General features: G+C 74.4%; 15 protein-coding genes. 10 read left to right on the top strand and 5 right to left on the bottom strand.

Annotation, left to right across the window (positions count from 1 at the left end; genetic code table 11):
* Positions 1 to 16 precede the first annotated feature (16 nt).
* The 5 genes from KSP35_RS13570 (at position 17) to KSP35_RS13550 (ending at position 8,057) form a co-directional block, all read left to right on the top strand.
* Positions 17 to 4,546, top strand: coding sequence for a type I polyketide synthase (locus tag KSP35_RS13570; RefSeq protein WP_216996257.1), 4,530 nt, complete (start codon positions 17 to 19; stop codon positions 4,544 to 4,546).
* A complete protein-coding gene (locus KSP35_RS13565) occupies positions 4,543 to 4,878 on the top strand; it encodes an acyl carrier protein (protein ID WP_216996255.1) in 336 nt (111 codons plus the stop codon). The genes KSP35_RS13570 and KSP35_RS13565 overlap by 4 nt, the downstream gene beginning before the upstream one ends.
* A 3-nt stretch (positions 4,879 to 4,881) precedes the next feature.
* Positions 4,882 to 5,664: an alpha/beta fold hydrolase gene (locus tag KSP35_RS13560; protein WP_216996254.1), complete on the top strand. Its 783-nt coding sequence runs from the start codon at positions 4,882 to 4,884 to the stop codon at positions 5,662 to 5,664.
* Between the two features lie 13 nt (positions 5,665 to 5,677).
* A complete protein-coding gene (locus tag KSP35_RS13555; RefSeq protein WP_216996252.1) occupies positions 5,678 to 6,853 on the top strand; it encodes a glycosyltransferase in 1,176 nt (391 codons plus the stop codon).
* Between the two features lie 112 nt (positions 6,854 to 6,965).
* Positions 6,966 to 8,057 carry a polysaccharide deacetylase family protein gene (locus KSP35_RS13550; RefSeq protein WP_216996250.1) on the top strand — a complete coding sequence of 364 codons (1,092 nt, stop codon included), beginning with the start codon at positions 6,966 to 6,968 and terminating at the stop codon, positions 8,055 to 8,057.
* Here KSP35_RS13550 and KSP35_RS13545 read toward each other — a convergent pair.
* Together KSP35_RS13545 and KSP35_RS13540 are read right to left on the bottom strand one after the other, a co-directional pair.
* A complete protein-coding gene (locus tag KSP35_RS13545) occupies positions 8,021 to 8,902 on the bottom strand; it encodes a peptide deformylase (RefSeq protein ID WP_216996248.1) in 882 nt (293 codons plus the stop codon). The genes KSP35_RS13550 and KSP35_RS13545 overlap by 37 nt on opposite strands.
* Before the next feature lie 102 nt (positions 8,903 to 9,004).
* Entirely contained in the window at positions 9,005 to 9,913 is a 909-nt protein-coding gene (locus KSP35_RS13540) for an alpha/beta fold hydrolase (protein WP_216996246.1), read from the bottom strand.
* A gap of 433 nt (positions 9,914 to 10,346) precedes the next feature.
* Between KSP35_RS13540 and KSP35_RS13535 the strand changes: the two genes are divergently transcribed.
* Complete coding sequence (locus KSP35_RS13535; protein ID WP_216996245.1) at positions 10,347 to 11,789, top strand: DNA polymerase; 1,443 nt, start codon at positions 10,347 to 10,349, stop codon at positions 11,787 to 11,789.
* A 209-nt stretch (positions 11,790 to 11,998) separates the two neighbouring features.
* Here the strand turns inward: KSP35_RS13535 and KSP35_RS13530 are convergent, their stop codons facing one another.
* Entirely contained in the window at positions 11,999 to 12,955 is a 957-nt protein-coding gene (locus KSP35_RS13530) for a hypothetical protein (RefSeq protein ID WP_216996243.1), read from the bottom strand.
* A 201-nt stretch (positions 12,956 to 13,156) separates the two neighbouring features.
* On the opposite strand from KSP35_RS13530, the gene KSP35_RS13525 reads away from it, so the two are divergent.
* The 4 genes from KSP35_RS13525 to KSP35_RS13510 all read left to right on the top strand — a co-directional run bounded on the left by KSP35_RS13525 (position 13,157) and on the right by KSP35_RS13510 (position 18,495).
* Entirely contained in the window at positions 13,157 to 13,528 is a 372-nt protein-coding gene (locus KSP35_RS13525) for a hypothetical protein (protein ID WP_254126758.1), read from the top strand.
* A gap of 78 nt (positions 13,529 to 13,606) precedes the next feature.
* The gene (locus KSP35_RS13520) at positions 13,607 to 16,354 is read left to right on the top strand and encodes a glycosyltransferase (protein ID WP_216996241.1); all 2,748 of its coding nucleotides are present in this window, start codon (positions 13,607 to 13,609) and stop codon (positions 16,352 to 16,354) included.
* A gap of 64 nt (positions 16,355 to 16,418) precedes the next feature.
* Positions 16,419 to 18,056 carry an AMP-binding protein gene (locus KSP35_RS13515; protein ID WP_216996239.1) on the top strand — a complete coding sequence of 546 codons (1,638 nt, stop codon included), beginning with the start codon at positions 16,419 to 16,421 and terminating at the stop codon, positions 18,054 to 18,056.
* A 70-nt stretch (positions 18,057 to 18,126) separates the two neighbouring features.
* Positions 18,127 to 18,495 carry a hypothetical protein gene (locus tag KSP35_RS13510; RefSeq protein ID WP_216996237.1) on the top strand — a complete coding sequence of 123 codons (369 nt, stop codon included), beginning with the start codon at positions 18,127 to 18,129 and terminating at the stop codon, positions 18,493 to 18,495.
* A 12-nt stretch (positions 18,496 to 18,507) separates the two neighbouring features.
* Here the strand turns inward: KSP35_RS13510 and KSP35_RS13505 are convergent, their stop codons facing one another.
* Both KSP35_RS13505 and KSP35_RS13500 read right to left on the bottom strand, forming a co-directional pair.
* Positions 18,508 to 18,978 (bottom strand): acyl-CoA dehydrogenase family protein, encoded by a 471-nt coding sequence (locus KSP35_RS13505; RefSeq protein WP_216996235.1) that lies wholly within the window; start codon positions 18,976 to 18,978, stop codon positions 18,508 to 18,510.
* Positions 18,979 to 19,021: 43 nt separating this feature from the next.
* A complete protein-coding gene (locus KSP35_RS13500; protein WP_216996233.1) occupies positions 19,022 to 19,855 on the bottom strand; it encodes an acyl-CoA dehydrogenase family protein in 834 nt (277 codons plus the stop codon).
* Positions 19,856 to 19,863 lie beyond the last annotated feature (8 nt).

The following is a 19,863-nucleotide window of genomic DNA, read 5'->3' as shown; positions in this document are numbered from 1 at the left end:
CCGGACCCCGCCACCGATGGCATCGCCATCGTCGGCATGGCGGCGCTGTTCCCCGGCGCGCGACCTCGCGTCGTTCTGGGCGAACATCCGGGCCGGGGTCGACGCCATCACCGAGGTGCCGGCCAGCCGGTGGGACCCGGTGTTCTTCGACCCGGACGCCAAGGCGGCCGACCGCTTCACCGCCAACCGCGGCGGCTTCGTCGACGACCTGGCCACGTTCGACCCGCTGGCCTTCGGCATCATGCCGGTGGCCATGGGCTCCGCCGAGCCCGACCAGCTGCTCGCCCTGGCCACCGCGGCGGCGGCGCTGGCCGACGCCGGCCAGCCCCACGAGCGCGTCGACCCTGCCCGGGTCGGCGTGATCCTGGGTCGCGGCGGCTACATCGGTGACGGCGTGGCCCGGCTCGACCAGCGGGTGCGCACCGCCCAGCAGCTGGTCGAGTCGCTCCGCACGCTGGTGCCCGGCATCGACGAGGACCGGCTGGCCCAGGTGAAGGCCGAGTTCCAGGACCAGCTCGGCCCCGAGCGACCCGAGGGCGCCATCGGCCTGGTGCCCAACCTGGCCGCGTCGCGCATCGCCAACCGGTTCGACCTCCGTGGCCCGGCCTACACGGTCGACGCAGCGTGCGCGAGCTCGCTCATCGCCGTGGAGCAGGCGGTCGACCAGCTGCGCTCGGGGCGGGCCGACGTCGTGCTGGCCGGCGGCGTCCACCACTGCCACGACCTCACCCTGTGGAGCGTGTTCTCCCAGCTCCGGGCCCTGTCGCCCACCGGCGCCATCCGACCGTTCAGCGAGGCGGCCGACGGCATCCTGGTCGGCGAGGGCACCGGCGTGCTGGTGCTGAAGCGCCTCGCCGACGCCGAGCGCGACGGCGACCGGACCTACGCGGTCATCCGGGGCACCGGCGTGGCCAGCGACGGCAGCGGCGCCACCCTCATGAGCCCGGCACCGGCCGGCCAGGTGCTGGCTGTCGAGCAGGCGTGGCGGGCCAGCGGCCTCGACCCCGCCTCGGTCGGCCTGATCGAGGCCCACGGCACCGCGACCCCGGTGGGTGACCGGGTGGAGCTCGACACGCTGCGGCAGGTGTTCGGCGGCGCCGACGGATCCCGCCCCCGCGCCGGGTTGGGCTCGGTGAAGTCGATGATCGGCCACGCCATGCCGGCCGCCGGCGCCGCCGGGCTCATCAAGGCGGCCCTGGCCGTCTTCCACGGCGAGCTGCCGCCCACGCTGCACGTCGACGAGCCCAACCTCGCGGTGGCCGACACCCGGTTCCGCCTCATCGGCGAGGTCGAGCCCTGGGAGGGCGCCGGCCCGCGCGTGGCCGGCGTCAACGCCTTCGGCTTCGGCGGCATCAACGCCCACGTCGTGCTGGAGGAGCCGCCCGGCCTGCGGGCGCGGGCGGCGGCACCGGCCCGCACCCGGAGCGACGGCGACGCCGCGGCCGACCCGACCGAGGAGGTGCTGCTGCTCGCCGGCGCCGATGCCGCCGACCTGCTGGCGCAGCTCGAAGCCTGGGCGCCCACCGGGGACGCGTCGGTGCGAGTGCCCACGGGCGGCCCGGCCCGGCTCGCTGTCGTGGCCCCCAACGAACGTCGCCTGCAGCTGGCCCGCAAGGTCCTCGAGCGGGGTACCGCCTTCCGCGGCCGCAACGACGTCTGGTTCGACCCCGACGGCCTCGTCTCGGGCGGCGGCAAGGTGGCGTTCCTGTTCCCCGGCGTCGAGCCGGTGTTCGACCCGCACGTCGACGACGTCGCCGCCACGTTCGGCCTGGACTGGGAGGGCCTGCCCGCCGGGGGCTCGGACCTCGAGGTGCAGGGGCGCGGCATCGTCTCGGTGGGCCGCCTGCTGCACGAGGCCCTGGGCCGCATCGGCGTCCACGCCGACGCCATCGCCGGCCACAGCCTGGGCGAGTGGACCGGCCAGATCGCCTCCGGGATGATCCCGGCCTCCTACGTCGAGGCCTTCCTCGCCACCTTGCGACCGGGCTCCATCGAGGTCTCCGACGTCGTGTTCCTCGCGCTCGGCGCGGGCGTCGAAGCCGCCGAGGCCCTGGTCGAGGGCTTGGCCGACGCCCACGTCTCGCACGACAACTGCCCCCACCAGTCGGTCGTCTGCGCGCCGGCCGCGGTGGTGCCCACGCTGGTCGAGCGGGCCAAGGCGGCCAAGGTCCTGGCCCAGGAGCTGCCGTTCCGGTCCGGCTTCCACTCGCCGCTGTTCGCCCCCTACGTGGCGGGCATGGCCGAGCACTTCGGGGCCATCCCGCTGGTGCCGGCCACGGTCCCGCTGTGGTCCGCCACCGCCGTGGCGCCGTACCCGGACGACCCGGCGAGCATCACCGAGCTGTCGGGCCGCCACCTGGTGGAGCCGGTCCGGTTCCGGGAGCTGACCGACCGCCTCCACGCCGAGGGCGTGCGGGCCTTCGTCCAGGTGGGCATCGGCAGCCTCACCGGCTTCGTCGACGACACCCTGCACGACCACGACGTGCTCACCGTGTCGGCCAACACCGCCAAGCAGACCGGCCTCGGCCAGCTGCGCCGGGTGGCCGCCGCCCTCTGGAGCGCCGGCGTCGACGTCGACCTGGCCCCGCTCGGCCACCGGGTGGTCCACCCCGCCGCGGAGGTGAACCACGCCCCGCTACCGCTGGCCCTGGGGTCGTCCCTGGTGCGCGGCCTGACCGCGCTCGACCTGGGGCCGGCCCACGCCGCGGCCCCGACCGCTCCGGCACCCGGCGCGCTGGGCGACGGGCTGGCCGCCCTCGCCGGCCTGGGCGACGACGCCCTCCTGGCCGAGTACCGGGCCGCGCTGGGCGAGGCGGCGGCCGCCGCCGACCAGGTGCTCGGCGCCGCCCAGCAGGGCCGCCGCGTGGTCCGTCGCACCCGACCTGCGGCGGCGCCCGCGCCCATCGTGGCGACCCCCGCTGCGCCGACCCCGCCCGCACCGCTCGGCCCTGCCGCCGTGGCACCGGGCGAGGGCCCGCCCAGCCACGAAACGGTGCACGCCCTGGGCGTGGTGGCCCAGCCGCACTGGCGCGACCACTCCTTCTACGAGCAGCCCGAGGGCTGGCCCTGCCTCGAGGACACCTTCCCGCTGGTGCCCATGACCGCCATCATCGAGCTGCTCGCCGCCGAGGCCGAGGCGCTGGCCCCCGGCCAGGTCACCGTGGCCATCGAGTCGGTGCGGGCCTTCAAGTGGCTGGCGGTCGAACCGCCGGTGGCGGTCACCGTGCGCGCCGTGCTCGACGGTGAGGTCGGCGCCCACGAGGGCGGCACCACCGTGGCCCGCTCGTCCATCGACCGCCACGCCCGGGCCCAGATCCGCCTCGCCCCGAGCTACCCCCCGGCGCCGGCCCCCGCCGCCCGCCCGGTCACCGGCGAGCTGGCCCTGCCGGTCAGCGTCGAGCGCCTCTACGCCGAGCGCCACCTGTTCCACGGCCCCGAGTACCAGGGCATCCGCTCGTTCACCGCCTTCGGCACCGACGGCGTGGCCGGCCGCCTCGAGAGCCAGCCCGCACCGGGCGCGCTGCTCGACAACGCCGGCCAGCTGTTCGGCTTCTGGATGGCCTCGGCGGTCGAGAAGGACCGCCTGGTCCTGCCCACGTCCATCGACCGGATCTCGTTCTACGGCCCGCACCCCGCCCCGGGCGTGGCCGTCGACTGCGTGGTGAACCTGACCTCGCTCACCGACCAGGCCGTGCGGGCCGACCTCGAGCTCACCGTCGACGGCCAGGTGTGGTGCCGCATCGAGGGCTGGGAGGACCGCCGCTTCCAGAGCGACGACTGCCTGTTCCTGCTGTTGCGCAAGCCCCAGGAGCTGCTGCTCGCCGAGCCGCGCGACGGCGGCTGGGTCCTCGTGCGCGAGGGCTGGCCGGACTCGGCGTCCCGCGACGTCGTCATGCGCCGGTTCCTGGGCCAGGCCGAGCGGGCCGACTACGCGTCGCGCAACCCCAACGTGCAGCGCTCGTGGCTGCTCGGGCGCATCGCCGCCAAGGACGCCGTGCGCCGCCTGCTGTGGGAGCGGGGTTCGGGCCCGATCTTCCCCGTCGAGGTCCACGTGGCCAGCGACGGCGAGGGCCGGCCGGTCGTCGACGGCCCCGGCGACCTCGACCTGCGGGTGTCGATCGCCCACACCGCCGGCTACGGCGCCGCCATCGCCGCGGTCGGCGTGCCGGTCGGCATCGACATCGAGGTGGTCAAGCCCCGGTCCGAGACGTTCGAGTCGCTCACCCTGACCAGCGCCGAACGGGCCCTGCTCGCGACCGGCGACCCCGGCGACCGGGACCTCGACCTGGCGCGCTGGTGGGCCGCCAAGGAGGCGGCGTCCAAGGCCGCCGGCACCGGGCTGCAGGGCCGGCCGCGAGACTGGGAGGTGGTCGAGGTCGACGGTCCGCGCGTGCGCATCGGCGACCGCTGGATCGCCACCGAGGCCGCCGAGGTGCCCACCGCCGACGGCGGCCAGGAGCTCCTCGTGGTGGCCTGGACCGAGACGACCACCTCCGAGACCGACGATCCCGACACCGACGAAGCAGACCGAGAGCAGGACCGATGACCGACGTCGACACCACCGCCCCCGATGCTGCCAGCGTGCTGGCCGAGCTGGAGCGCATCCTCACCGAGGTCATCGGCGACGACCTCCTGCTCGACGAGCCGCTGTCGATGGCCACGTCGTTCGACGAGGACCTGCAGCTCGAGAGCATCGAGTTCGTGGCGTTGGCCGAGAAGCTGCTCGACACCTACGGCGAGCGGGTCGACTTCGTGACCTGGATGGCCGGCATGGAGCTCGACGAGATCATCGCCCTCACCGTCGGCCAGGTGGTCGACTTCGTGGTCGCCTCCCTGTCCGGGCCGGCACCGGCAGCCGGCTCACCGGCCGAGGGCTAGCCCGTGCCCGAGGTCGAGGCCAACGGCCTGCGGTTCCACGTCCAGGTGCTGCACGGCACCGAGACCGACGGCGCCCCACGCCCGCCGGTGGTGATGCTCCACGGCCTGGTGATCGACAACCTGTCGAGCTGGTACTACACGCTGGCGCACCCCTTGGCCCTCGTCGCCGACGTGCACCTCTACGACCTGCGCGGCCACGGCCGCAGCGAGATGCCCGCCACCGGCTACACGGTGGCCGACAACGTCGACGACCTGGTGGCCCTGCTCGACCACTGGGGCGTCACCGAGCCGGCCCACCTGTTCGGCAACAGCTTCGGCGGCGTGGTGGCCCTCGCCCTCGCCCACCGCCACCCCGAGCGGGTGGCCAGCCTGTTCCTGATCGAGGCCCACTTCGCCGTCGAGGGCTGGGGCGAGCACATGGCCGGCAGCCTGGCCCTGGCCGCCTTCGGCCTCGACGAGGACGCCGTCCAGGACTGGCTCAGCGAGCACGCCGACCGCAAGCTGTCGCGGGTGGCCAAGCGCAGCGAGCGGTTCCTCACCAAGACCTCGCTGATCGACGACCTGCAGGCCGAGGAGCCGATCACCTGGCTGGCCGAGGTCGCCGTGCCCACCTACGCCATGTACGGCAGCGACTCCGACATCCTCGACCGTGCCCGGGAGCTGGAGGCCAAGGTCCCCCGCTGCACCCTCGAGGTGGTCGAGGGCTCGAGCCACTCGCTGCTGACCGAGCAGAGCGCCCTGGTCCGGGAGCGGGCCCTGGCATGGATCGACCTACAGGCCCGATGACGACGGCGGCGCGGTGAGCCGGTTCCTGTTCGTGGTCCCACCGTTCACGGGCCACGTGAACCCCACCATCGCGGTCGCCGCCGAGCTGGTCCGGCGGGGCCACGACGTGGCCTGGACGGGGCTGCCCGGCGCCACCCAGGCCCTGCTGCCCGAGGGATCGACCTTCCTGCCGGCCACCACGGCGGAGGTGGCGGCCTACGTCGACGCCGCCGGCGACCGTCGCCCGGACCTGCGCGGGGCGGCGGCGTTCAAGTTCCTCCAGGAGGAGGTCCTGCTGCCGCTGGCGGACGCGATGGTCGACGGGGTCGACGCAGCCGTCGATGCCTTCGGCGCCGACGTGCTGGTGGTCGACCAGCAGGCCCTGGCCGGCGCGATCGTCGCCCGCCGCCGAGGCCTGCGGTGGGCCACCTCCGCCACCACCTCGGCCGAGCTGGTCGACCCCCTCGACGGGCTGCCGCTGGTGGCGGCGGCCATGCACCAGGCCCGCGTCGACCTGCAGGTCGCCCACGGCATCGCCGCCGGCGACGCGGCCCAGGGCGACCTGCGCACCTCACCCCACCTGGTGGTCGCCTACACCAGCGAGGCGCTGGTGGGCCCGGTGCCCGGCGACGCGCCCATCGCCTTCGTCGGGCCGTCGACGCTGGGCCGTCCCGAGGCCGACGACCTCGACGGCTACGGCCTCGACCCCGATCGCCCGACGGTCCTGGTGTCGCTGGGCACGCTGAACGCCGAGGCCGGCGCCCGGTTCTTCACCGTGGCCGCCGAGGCGTGCCGGGACCAGCCGTGGCAGGCGGTCTTCGTGGCGCCGGCCGAGCTGGTGCCGGACCCGCCGGCCAACGTGGTGGTGCGGTCTCGCGTGCCGCAGCTGGCCCTGCTCGAGCGCTGCGCAGCGGTGGTCAGCCACGGTGGCCACAACACGGTGTGCGAGTCGCTGGCGGCCGGCCTGCCGCTCGTGCTCGCCCCCATCCGGGACGACCAACCGGTCGTGGCCGACCAGGTCGTCCGCGCCGGGGCCGGGGTGCGGGTGAAGTTCGCCCGGGTGAAGGCCGAACCGCTGCGGGCCGCCATCGCCGTCGCGTTGGCCGACCCCGACCTGCGGGCGGCCGCCGCTCGGATCCAGGCCTCGTTCCACGCCGCTGGCGGCACCCCGTCTGCGGCCGACGCCCTCGAAGGCCTGCTGCCCGGCTGATCCGCGCCCTCCGGTCGGCGCGACCTCCCTCGGGTCGGCGCGTGGAAGCATCGACCGGTCATGGCGAAGCACAGCTCCCCCCCGGCGCGCCCGCACCCGGCACCCCTACCGCGTGGTCGCGTTCCTCCTGGTCACTGCGCTCCTGGCCGCCGCCACCGCCGTCTTCGCCTACCGCCGGGCCGACCAGCGGCCCGCCCAGATCGCCGTCCGCGTCCAGGCCACCGGCCTCGACCGGTGGGTGCGCATCGACGACGGCGAGCCCGTCGCCGCCGCCCTGCTGGCCGCCGGCGCCCTGGGCCACGACGGGCGCCTGCTCTCGGCCAAGGACCACGTGGTGCTCGACCCCCGGGTCGACCCCGCGGTGCTCACCGTCGACGGCAAGCGGGTGGACCCCGCCTCGGTGCCGGTGGCCCGCGACGTGGTGGCCATCGTCGACGGCAAGGACCGCGTGGAGCCCACCCGCACGGTGCGCGAGGCCGTCGAGCCCGCCGCCATGGACGACGTGCTGGTGCACGTCACCGAGAAGGGCGTGCCCGGCACCGTCGAGCGGGTCCTGGGGGCCACCAGCGGCGAGGTCGTGTCCTCACGGGTGATCAAGGCGCCGATTGCGCCGAAGCGCACCGACCGCAAGGTGGTGGCCCTCACCTTCGACGACGGGCCCAGCGCCCTCTGGACGGCCAAGGTGCTCGCGGTCCTGAAGGCCAAGGGCGTGCACGCCACGTTCTGCGAGATCGGCACCCAGGTGGCCGACCAGCCGCAGCTCTCGAAGGCGATCGTCGACCAGGGCCACCAGCTCTGCAACCACACCCTCCACCACGACGAGGGGCTGAAGGGCGCCGCGCAGGCCAAGCTCGACGAGGAGATCGGGGGCGGGGCCAAGGCGTTCACCGACCACGGCCTCCCGGCGCCGTCCTACTACCGGCCGCCCGGCGGCTTCCTCGACGACGCCATCAAGGCCACGGTGCGGGGCCAGCACGAGCAGACCCTGTACTGGAAGGTCGACACCGAGGACTGGCGCAAGGGCGCCAACACCCTCACGATCCTCCGCCACGTCCTCGACCAGGTGGAGCCCGGGGCGATCATCCTCATGCACGACGGTGGCGGGGCCGAGCGCCAGCCCACGATCGACGCGCTGGGCCTGGCCATCGACCACCTGAAGGCCGAGGGCTACGAGTTCACCTTCCCGGTGATCGCCCACTCGTAGGGCAGCGGCGGCAGCCAGTCGGTGTCGACGCCGGTGCGCTGCATGAGCTGGTACACCCGGTCCCGCTCGGTGCCGGTGAGCCGCTGCACGTACTCCACGCCGTCGAGGTGGTCGAGCTCGTGCTGGAGCACCCGCGAGAACAGCTCGTCGGCCTCGGTCACCAGCTCGGTCCCGTCGGGCAGCTGGGCGTGGACGAGGATCACCTTGGGGCGCCGCACCTTCGCCCACGTGCCCTTGATCTCGAGCGAGAGGCAGCCCTCCTCGTAGATCCACTCGTCGTGGCTGGCGAGCAGCACCGGGTTGACGAGCACGGTCGGCGCCACCTGGGGGAGGTTGTGGGCCAGGGCCCGCACCGGGGCGCCCACCTGGTTGGCCGCCAGGCCGATGCCGTGGGCGTCCTCCTGGGTGAACAGCAGCCGCTCGGCGAGGTCGGCCACGGCGGGAGCGTCGATGGCCACCGGGGCGGTGGGCTGGTGCAGCACCGACTGGCCCACCGGCACCACGCCGGTCTTGGCCCACTCGCTGGTGCGCTCGACGGGCCACAGCCCGGCGACCACCGCCGCCACCTGCTCGGCGTCGAGCGGCTCGGCACCGGTGCGGCCCTCGGCGCGGGCGGCCAGGTGCTCGACCGCTGCCTCCGGCAGCTTCATGGAGACGTCCCGGCCGCTGAAGCGGCGCCCGCAGGTGCAGGAGGCGTACTTGCGGGCGACCGTGCCGTCGGCCGCCAGCAGCCAGACCCGGTTGAGCGGCTCGCAGGTGCGGTCGTCGTCGAGCAGCTCGCACGGCGTGAGCGTCACCCGCCCGCTGTGGCGCTTCTTCGTCGCCCTGCCTCGGCCACCGGCCATGTCTCGTGCTCCTCGTGGGTGCCGCGACTGGTCGCGGCGCGAATCGACCGTTCTATCGTCGTCGGCCGCCGACGCGGCACGCCACCCGGTCAGGCAGGGCGGTCAGGCCGGGGCGGTGGCGCCGGCCAGCGAGGGCACCACGGCGGGCGGCTCGGTGGTGGCCACGAAGTCGCGAAGCAGCCGGGCGAAGCGGGCGGGCTCCTCGGCGTGGAGGAAGTGGCCGCAGCCCTCGAACACCTCGAGGCGGCTGCCGGGGATGGCCTCGTGGGCGTCGTAGGCGTGCTGCACCGGGATGATGCGGTCCTGGTCGCCCCACACGATCAGGGTGGGGAGCTGCTCGGCCAGGTACAGCTTGTCGAGGGCGCTCACCCGCTGGCCCCGGTGGTCCACCACCGAGCGGAGCGTGTGCAGGAAGGCGGTGCGGGTGTCGCCGTCGGTGAGCGAGTGGTACGCCAGCCACATCTGCACCACCTCGGGCGACGGTCGGAGGCCGACCTTGCCGAGCAGGCGGGTGGCACCGGTGACGGCGTCGGAGATGAACGGGGCGAAGGCCGGGGGCAGGACGTACTCGACGCCCGGCAAGGTCAGCGCCTTGAGCAGCGGGCTGACCTCTTCGCCGAGGCCGCCGGCGCCGACGAGCACCACCCGCTGGACCTGCTCGGGGTACTGGTAGGCGAACTGGAGGGTGATCCCGCCGCCGAGCGACTGGCCGACGATGGTGGCGGGGCCCAGCCCCAGGTGCTGGAGCAGGTCGCGCAGCACGCTGGCGTAGGCGCCGAGCGAGTAGTCGCCGCGAGGCTTGTCGGAGCGGCCGTGGCCGGGCAGGTCCGGGGCGATGACGGTGAAGTGCTCGGCCAGCTCGTCGATCACCGGCTGCCAGGTGGCCGAGCTGCCGGCCATGCCGTGCACGAGGAGCAGGAGCGGCCCGGAGCCGGCGCGGCGGTAGAAGAGGTCGTGGCCGTGGAGGCTGAGCGTGGTGCGCTCGGTGGCCGGGGGATCGATCGCTGGCATGGGGGTCCTCGCTCGCGTTCCGCGCTGGGCGCTGGTGCGGCGACCAACCTACCCCTCGGTAACAAGGCCAGCCCGGGCGTCGCCCGCCGAACGTCGTGGCGCGCAGGTGGCAGGGTTGCCGGGTGGACGGGACCGAAGCGCTGGAGCGAGGAGCCCTGGAGCGAGGTGCGCCGGTGGGCCTCGCCGTGGCGGCCGACGGCACTGCCGGGCTCGCCCTCCCCGACGGCTCGCTCGTGGGGTGCACCATCGACGAGGTCGCGGCGATCGAAGCGGCGGTGCGGCCCCGGTGGGTGGTGTGGGACGGGGCCACCCCGGCGGCGCTGGTGGCGGCGGGCGTGCGGGTGGCCACCAGCTGGGACGTCGGTGCCGTCGCCCGCGTGCTCGACGGTGGTTGGCGGGCCGAGCCGGCGCGCTCTGGGCCCGCCATCGGGGGTTGGCCCCCGACACCGCGCCGGCCACCGGGCCGGTCGACCTGTTCAGCCACCAGGACCGCGACGCCGGCGACCCCGAGGAGCCGGTGCGCGACGACGGCCACCTGCGCGCCGACTGGGTCGACGGCGGCTGGGCCGCCACCCCCGAGCGCCTGGCGCGGTGGGCGGCCCTCGCCGTCGAGGTGGCCGACGCCCAGCGCCACCGGCTCGGCGCGCTGGCGGCCGCGCCCGAGCCCGACGGTCGGCCCAAGGCCCCCGCCACGGCCCGCTCCGAGTCGGCGGCCGAGCTCCTCTGCGCCGAGCTGGCCGCCGACGGCCTCCCGCTCGATCGCCCCACCGCCGAGGCCATCATCGCCGCCTACGTCGGCCCCCGACCCCGCACCGAAGCCGAAGCTGCCGAGCAGCGTGCGGTGCGCGACGAGCTGGTGCTGCGCCACGCGCCCGATGGCAGCCGCTTCGACCTCCGCAGTCCCGGCCAGGTGAAGTCCTTGCTGCGCCGGGTGGGCATCGAGGTGCCCGACACCCGGGCCTGGCGGCTCGAAGCCCTGCGCGACGCGCACCCGCTGGTCGACGCGCTCCTGGTGTGGCGCAAGGCCGAGCGGGTGGCCACCACGTTCGGCTACGCCTGGCTCGACGAGCACCTCGGCCCCGACGGCCGGCTCCACGGCGACTGGACCGGCTGCGACGGTGCCGCCGGGCGCATGACCGCCTCGGCCGGGCTCCACAACATGCCCGCCGACCTGCGCCCCGCCGTGCTCGCCGAGCCGGGCCACGTGTTCGTGCGGGCCGACCTGGGCCAGATCGAGCCCCGGGTGCTGGCCGCGGTCTCCGGCGACCGGGCCCTGGCCCGGGCCACGCTGGACGACGACCTCTACGCCCCGGTGGCCGCCCGCCTCGCGGTCGACCGGGCCACCGCCAAGGTGGCGGTGCTCGGCGCCATGTACGGCCAGACCACCGGCCACGGCGCTCAGGCCCTGCGGGGCCTGCAGTCGGCGTATCCGGTGGCCATGGCCTACCTGGAGGGCGCCGACCAGGCCGCCCAGGGCGGGCGGCACCTGCGCACCTACGGCGGTCGCCTGGTGCGGATGGGCGCCGGCGACGCCAACGCCATGAGCGACCGCGAGGCCCGCTCCCAGGCCGCCGCCCGCGGCCGCTACGGCCGCAACGCCCTGGTGCAGGGTGCGGCCGCCGAGCTGTTCAAGGTGTGGGCCGTCACGGTCCGGGCCCGCGGCGCCGCGCTCGATGCCCGGGTCGTCCTCTGCCTCCACGACGAGCTGCTGGTCCACGTCCCGGTCGAGCACGGCGCTGCGGCTGCCGCTCTGCTCGACGGCGCGCTCCAGGAGGCCGCCCACCGCTGGGCCCCGCCGCCCCCGCCCGGCGAGCCCGCGGTCCGCTTCCTCGCCGACACCTCCGTCATCCCCCGCTGGTCCGACGCCAAGGACTGACCAGCGTCGCTCGGCTCAGGGGTCGGCGAATGCGCCAGATGCTCGGCGGAGGAGCCCGATCACCCGCGCCATCTGCCGCTCCTTCGAACGCACCCGACGAAGAGCCTCGGACTTGTTGCGGCGCTGGTGGACGCGGTCAAGCCGCCGCGTCAGCCCAGCGGCGACGACGCCACGAAGGGCCCCGCGCCCGCCGAGTCGGCCGGCGAGGCTCAGCAGCGCAAGGGGGGAACGGCAATCCCAGGGGGGGCCAGGCCCGCCGCCGTGCTCACACGATCGCAGCGGTCGTGGATGGCGGTCTCGGCGATGAAGGTGCCGAGCATCACTCCGAACCCCACCAGACCGGCCGCGGCAACGACGAGGTTCAGCCAGTTCCTGGTGGCAAGCGAGATGCCGAGCAACCAGCAGCACGAGAAGGCCACCACAGTCGATGCGACGGCGACCCCCGTCAGGCCGCTCGTCGACTCGAACGCTGCCGCCCCGCCATGCACCCAACACGCTGTCGTGGTCAGGAGGACAGAAGCCACGATCTCCACGCCCAGCCACGGCCGCGTGCGCAAACGCCGTGGCTCGTTCCAGGTCTCGGTGGCCGCCTCGAGGCGCCGATGCCGCTGGAGGCGGTCGATCCGAGCGACCTCGGACATGGCTGCGGACACGGCTCGCTCGTTCGTCGCGTCAGCTGCGAGCACTGCGGGACCCATGCTGCAGCCGAGAACGAAACAGCCGGCGAGGTCGAGCTCAAGGATCGGCCCGTGGAAGAACGCCGCCATCCCCACGAGGAGCGAGGGGATGGACGACAGCGCCAGGACCGTGCCGAGGAACGCAGCCGGCTTCTCAGCCTCAGAGGCAGCGGAGCCCGCTTGCGTCTGGCCGAGCGAGATGAGGCGGAGGTGCCCGGCGATGATGAAGGCGCCGAATGCGGCGAGCAAGGTCGCCGCATCCGCCGGGCGCATCGTCAGAGCGAGGCTGGGGCGAACGATGCCAGCGGCGGAGCTGGCGCCACCGGGATCAATCGCCCACATCCGTTGGATGAGCGCGAGCAAGGCGTACAGGCATGCGGCCATCAAGACGTCCAGTGTCACGCTCCTACCGACGGGCCAGGAAGCGACGTCCAGCGCACCTCCGACCATCACATCGCCCGGCTCCTGCTGATCGACCGTTGCGTTCATCCGTCGCCCGTCCTCACCCGCACCTTTCGAGGAACCAGCTGGCCGCTACTGATGACGACGCAAGGGTGGCGGATCTCAGCTGCCCACCTCGTAGCGACAACTGGATCGGCGGTGGGTTGGCTGTCGCTACGAGGTGGGCAAACGGACATGGTGTGGCAGGCCGTCCTCGCGTTCTGTCACTCGGGCGGCAGAGACTGGAGCATGGCCGACGCACTCCCCACCCACCTCGCCAACGCGTCCCACCCCAGCGCCGACGTGCTCCATCCGTCCGAGGCCGGAGCGACGGTCATCGCCGGGATCGAGCTGCGCTACCTGCTGACGCTGCACCTCGTCGCCGCAGGGCCGTCGACCGTGAAGGAGCTCGTGGACGTGGTGGACCGTGCCGGCTTCGTGCTGGCGGGTCGCCCGTCGAAGGTCATCTCCGATGCCCTGCGGTGGGAGGTGGCGAGGGGACGGGTCGTGCGCCTCGGCCGGGGGTCCTACGGCGCTCGCCGGGTGCCCCGCTCCACGTTCCAACGCATGCGCCAACGAGTCGCGTCCGCCGCCCCCGGCGGCAGCGGGGGGTGCCGGTAGGGTCCGGGCGATGGGAGCGAACCAGGCAACGAGCGACCCCGGCAGCCGCGGCGATCAGGGCGCGCAGGGGACGTCGGCGTGAGCGCCACCACGGCGGGGGACCTGGCGGAGCGGCTGTTGGCGTTCACGGTCGAGACCCTGGAGGCGGGGGAGCGGGCCCACCTGCCGGGCTGGAGCATCCCCCGCACGTTCGCCGGCCACCTCGTGGGCGCCGACGTGCGGGCCGACGTCTGCTTCACGCTCCACCACCTGGCCGAGGCCGGCGTCACCCAGGTGGCCGGCGAGCCCGTCGACGTCATCCTGAACCGCCTGCTGGGCGAGGTGGTCGGCGCCGACACCCACACCTTCTTCTCGTACCGCATCGCCGAGACGCTCCTGCGCCGAGGCCCCTTCGAGGGCAACCCCCTGCTCGCCGGGCTCTCCGACGAGCAGCGGGCCGAGGTGGCCCTCGCCGTCGACAGCTCCGACTGGCTGGAGCTGCTCGACGCCAAGGTGCTGCCCCGCAACTACGCCGGGGTGCTGTCGCGCTGCGAGCTGGGTCGGGTGCGCCTGGGCCTGGTGGCCGACCAGTCCCGGCTCGACGACCTCGTGGCCCGCGTGGGCCGCGTTCTGGGTGGCAACCCGCTCGGCACGCTGGACGACTCCAACGACCGCATCGGCCGCTACGACATCTACACGGCCGACGTCTGGCTGTTCACCGAGCCCCTGGCCGATCGGATCGGCCCGGTGTGGCGCGACGGCATCGCCAAGGCGCTGGACCTGGTGCTGGCCGTGGGCAGCCGTGACGGCTCGGCGGTGCCGTGGGGCCGTTCCACCGGCGACCTCGCCGCCGCCCTCACCCTGGAGCTGGCCGCCTACGCCCTCACCAACGACCCGCCCACCGGCCGCGTCCGCGAGCGCGACGCCGTCTGGCTGCGCCGTGCCGCAGATGCCGCCGAGACGCTGGTGGCCGGCTTCGACGCCGACGGCGTGAGCCGCGCCCACGCCCACCGGGCGCAGGACTCCTACCGCGGCCCCGAGCGTCGGCTGCAGCTGACCTACGACTTGCTCGGCAAGATCGCCTGGGCGGCCGGTGCGCTGGCCACCGTCGAGCCCGGCCTCGAGGCCGCGTCTGCGGCCGACGCCTACCCCGCCCAGGACCGCTGGCTCCCGTTCGAGGACGCCCGCCCCGCCGGCGCCTGGGCCCACCGCAGCCCGGGCATCGACCTCGTCGTGCCCTTCGTGGGCACCAGCCGCAGCCACTACCTGCCGGCACCGTTCCAGCCCGGCACCTTCGAGGTGCCGGTCGACCGCGACCTGCCGACGTGGACGCCGCTCGTGGTCCACGGCCTGAAGCGCTACACCGCCGCCGGCCTGCCGGCGAGCGTCGATCACGACGCCGACGGGCGGCGGGTGACCGCCCACTGGGACAGCCTTCCGGTGTCGGGCCGCGGCCTCGACGGCGACGACCCCGGCCCGAACCTGAACGGCACCCGCACCGCCGAGCTGTCGGTCGAGGGCCGCTCCCTCGTGCTGCGCGACCACCTCACCTTCGAGCGCCCGCCCAAGGCCGTCAGCCTGGCCATCGGCGAGGTGGCCGACCGCCCGCTCCGGGTCGAGTGGGAGGTCGACGGCGGCAGCACCACCAGCACCACCAGCACCACCAGCACCACCAGCACCACGGGGACGACCGGCCATCTGGCCACCGTCGTCGACGTCGGCGGCCTGTCGGAGTGGCGCAGCTCGTGGTCGGAGATCCAGCGGGTGCACCAGCTCGACCTCGAGCCCGCCACCGAGCTGCGCTACTCGGCCCGCGTCACGCCGCTGCTGCGCGTGGGCTCCACCGCCCACGGCCACCACTACGACCGCTCGCTCTACGGCCCGATCAAGGACCGGGTGGTGGGCCGCCCGTCGCCGGTGGGCTGGGAAGCGGTGCCCGACCCGGGCTTCCGGCACCTCGACCTGCTGCACCTGCACTGGCCCGAGTGGCTGGCCTTCGACGACCTCGCCGCCCACCGGGCGATCATCGCGGAGCTGGCCGACCACGGCATCCCGGTGGTGTGGACCGCCCACAACCTGACCCCGCACGAGAAGCGGGCCGAGGTGTTCGACCCCATCTACGCGGCGTGGGCCGAGGCCGCCGACGGCGTCATCCACCACAGCGCCTGGGGCGAGGGCCGCATCCGGGCCCGCTACGCGTTCCGTCCCGACGCCCGCCACGAGGTCATCCCCCACGGGCACTTCGGCCGCATGTGGGAGCGGGCCGGGCTCCCCGCCCGGGCCGACGCCGAGTCCTGGCTCGGGCTGCGCGCCCTGCCGCCGGGTGGGCTGCGCATCGGCATCGTCGGCGCGCCCCGCGCCGAGAAGCGCGTGCAGGAGGTGCTCGATGCGGTGGCCGCCAGCGGCCGAGACGACATCGAGCTGGTGTGCTGGTCGCTGAAGGGCGACGAGGTCGTGCCCGACGATCCCCGCATCGCCATCGCCGAGCGCTACCGCTCGGTCGAGCGCAACGTCTACGCCACCCGCCTCGCTGCCTGCGACGTCCTCGCCCTGGTGTTCGACGCCGAGGGCGAGATGCTCGCCACCGGCGCCGCCGCCGACGCGGTCGGCGTCGCCATCCCGGCCCTGCGTTCGGACTGGGGCTACCTGGTGGAGCACCTCGGCCTCGCCGGCATCCCCGTCGGCCAGACCGCCGAGAGCATCACCGCCGCCATCGACGCCCTCACCCCCGACCAGCTGGCCACCGCCACCGCCGCCGCCGCCCAGCGCAAGCTCGACCTCGACTGGGCCCCCTTGGCCGAGCAGACCGCCGCCCTCTTCGAACGCGTCGTCCAGCAGCTGCCCTGACCGCCTTCCGGGCCGGCGCCCCCACGACGAGCGGGCGGGGGAGCGGGCGCGTACCGTCCGGCAGATGGAACGCCACTTCGCCACGGTGTGGGAATCGGTCGCCGACGTCGTCCCCGACGAGGTGGCGGTGGTGCAGGGCGAGCTCCGGCGGACCTGGCGCGACCTCGAGGACCGGGCCGCCCGCCTGGCCGGCGCGTTCGTGGCCGCCGGCCTCGCGCCGGGAGCGAAGGTGGCGGAGTACCTCTACAACTCCTCGGAGTACCTGGAGACCTACTTCGCCGCCCTGAAGGTGCGGGCCGTGCCGGTCAACGTGAACTACCGGTACCTCGACGACGAGCTGCTCTACCTCTTGGAGGACTCCGAGGCGGAGGTGCTGGTGTTCCACGCCAGCCTCGCCGACCGCGTGGCCCGGGTCCGCGAGCGGGCGAGCCGGGTGCGGCTGTGGGTCCAGGTCGACGACGACGGCAGCCCGCTGGTCGACGGCGCCGTGGCCTACGACGACGTGCTGGTCGGCCACGAGCCGGCGCTGCGCATCGAGCGCAGCCCGGACGACATCACCATGACCTACACGGGCGGCACCACCGGCATGCCCAAGGGCGTGATGTCGCGCATCGGGCCCGGCGTCGACGCCATCCTGAGCTCGGCGCCGCCGATCGTGGGCGAGGCGCCCGTCACCGACCCGGCCGACGTCGCCGCCTTCGCCCGCCGCTTCGCCGACAGCGACCGCCGCCTGGTCGGCCTGCCGGCCTGCCCGCTGATGCACGCCACCGGCCTGAGCATCGGCACCTTCCCCTCGCTCACCTTCGGCGGCACCATCGTGCTGTTGGCCGGTCGCGGCCTCGACGTCGACGAGGTCTGGGACCTCGTCGAGCGCGAGCGCGTGCTCAGCCTCACCATCGTGGGCGACCCGTTCGCCCGTCCGCTGCGCCGCGGCCTCGACGAGGCGGCTGCCGCCGGGCGCGAGCGGGACCTGTCGTCGCTGCTGATCATCCTCTCGTCCGGCGCCATGTTCTCGACCGAGGTCAAGGCCGGGCTCTGCGAGCACCTGCCGACGGTGCTGGTGCTCGACTTCATCGCCGCCACCGAGGGGACGATGGGCACCGCCCTCTCGTCCAAGGACGTCCCCGCCGTCACCGGCCGCTTCTCGCCGGGCGTGGGCGTGAAGGTGTTCGCCGACGGCGACCGCGAGGTGGCGGCCGGCTCCGGCGAGGGCGGCATGGTCGGGGTCCCGGGCGCCATCCCGGTCGGCTACTTCCACGACGCGGCCAAGACCGACAAGACCTTCCGCGACATCGACGGCGTCCGGTACTCGTTCCCCGGCGACTGGGCGACGGTGGAGGCCGACGGCTCGCTGACCCTGCTCGGCCGGGGGTCGCAGTGCATCAACACCGGCGGCGAGAAGGTGTTCCCCGAGGAGGTCGAGGAGGCGCTGAAGCGCCACCCGGCGGTGGAGGACAGCCTGGTCTTCGGCGTCGACGACGAGCGGTTCGGCCAGCGGGTGGTGGCGGTGGCGTCGATGGCGCCGGGCATCCACCCCTCGGCGCTCGACGGGGGCGGCGCGGCGATCATCGACTCGCTCCGAGACCACCTCTCGTCCTACAAGCTGCCCCGGGACCTGGTCCTGGTCGACGAGGTGCCGCGGGCGCCCAACGGCAAGGCCGACTACCCCCGGGCCCGCCGGCTCTTCGCCGACCGGACCTGAACGCCGGCCGCCCCGCCATCGGCCAGAGTGGTGGCCGGCTCCCCGCCCACCCCATCTCGAGGAACACCCCATGGCCCGTCCCACCTCTGCCCAGGCCCTCACCGGCCTCCTCGCCGGCGCGGGGGTCATGCACTTCGTGACCCCCGGCTTCTTCGACGCCATCGTGCCCAAGGCGCTGCCCAACCCGCGCTTCTGGACCTACGCCAGCGGCGTGGCCGAGCTGGCCGTGGCCGCGGCGGTGGCCAAGCCGTCGACCCGCCGCCTGGGCGCCACCGCGGCCGCTGCGCTGTTCGTCGGGGTGTTCCCCGCCAACATCCAGGGCGCGCTCGACGCCAAGCCCGGCGCCGAGCGCGTGGTCACCTACGCCCGGCTGCCCCTGCAGGTGCCGCTGGTGGCGTGGGCCCTGAAGGTCCGCAAGCAGGCCGCCGAGGCGGCCTAGCGCCGCGAGCGCTCAGGCGTTCTTGGGCAGCTCGGAGAACGGCACGTTCTTGTCGTTGCCGGGCTCCTTGGGCAGCCCGAGCACGCGCTCGCCGATGATGTTGCGCTGGATCTGGTCGGTGCCGCCGTAGATCGGCGGGGCCTGGGCGTAGAGCGCGGTGGTGGTGACGGCGTTCAGGAACGGGTTGCCGGTGGCCTCGTCGAGCACCTTCTGGGCCTCGGGCTCGTAGGCGTGGAGCATGCCCTGAGCGCCGACGATGCCCAGCCCGAGCTCGCGCTGCAGGCGGACGATGTTGCTCATGGACAGCTTGGAGATGTTGGCCATGCCGGGGATGTCGCCGCCCGCGGCGCGGGTGGCCTTGAGCCGCTCGGCGTTGTAGCGCCCGATCTCGGTGAGGGTGTGGAGCTGGGCCAGGCCCTGGCGGATGACGGGGTCGCTGATGGTGCCGTTGCCCTTGGCCAGCCCGGTGTAGAGCCCGCCCATGCCGGCCCGGCCGCGGGGCTTCTTGGCAGCGTCGCCCTGGCCGTCACCCGCCGCGTTGCGGGGCGAGGCCTTGGGGGCGAAGTCGCCGGCCCGGCGCTTCGAGGTTGCCGGCGATGGTGCCGGGGGTGGCCGCGCCGGCGCCGCCGGAGCCGCCGCCCGAGCCGAGGCCGGAGCGCTCGTGGCCGAGGGTGGAGTTGGCCACGGCCCAGCCGTTGTTGCGGTCGCCGATGATGGCGGCGTCCGGGACGCGGGCCTCGGTGAGGAACGTCTCGTTGAACATGGCGTGGCCCGTCATCTCCCGCAGGGGACGGACCTCGACGCCGGGCTGGTGCATGTCGATGGCGAAGTAGGTGATGCCCTGGTGCTTGGGGGCGTCCGGGGCGGTGCGGGCGATCAACATGCCGAGGTCGGCCGTCTGGCCCAGCGAGGTCCACACCTTCTGGCCGTCGACGATCCACTCGTCGCCGTCCTTGGTGGCCTTGCAGGTGAGGCCGGCGAGGTCCGAGCCGGCGCCGGGCTCGCTGAAGAGCTGGCACCACGCCTTCTGGCCGGTGACGATGTCGCGCACGTAGGTGTCGATCTGCTCCTGCGAGCCGTGGTCGGCGATGGTGGGCGCGGCGAGCAGCAGCCCCAGGCCGGCCGGAGCGCCGAGGGCGCCGAACGCGTTGATCTCGTTGCCGATCTGCACGGCGATGCTGCGGGCCACGCCGCGGCCGTAGGCGTTGGTGGGCAGGGTGGGCGCCGCCCAGCCGGCCAGGCCCAGGCGCTCCCACCAGGCGGCCACGGTGAGGTCCGGGTCCCAGTTGTCCTCGAGCCAGGCGTGCAGCTCGTCGAGGACGTCGTCGCCCTTGGTCGCAGCGTCGATGGTGTCGGTCATGTGGAACC

Source organism: Aquihabitans sp. G128 (assembly GCF_019048865.1).
Lineage (GTDB): Bacteria > Actinomycetota > Acidimicrobiia > Acidimicrobiales > Iamiaceae > Aquihabitans.
This window is presented reverse-complemented; position numbering and strand designations above follow the sequence as displayed.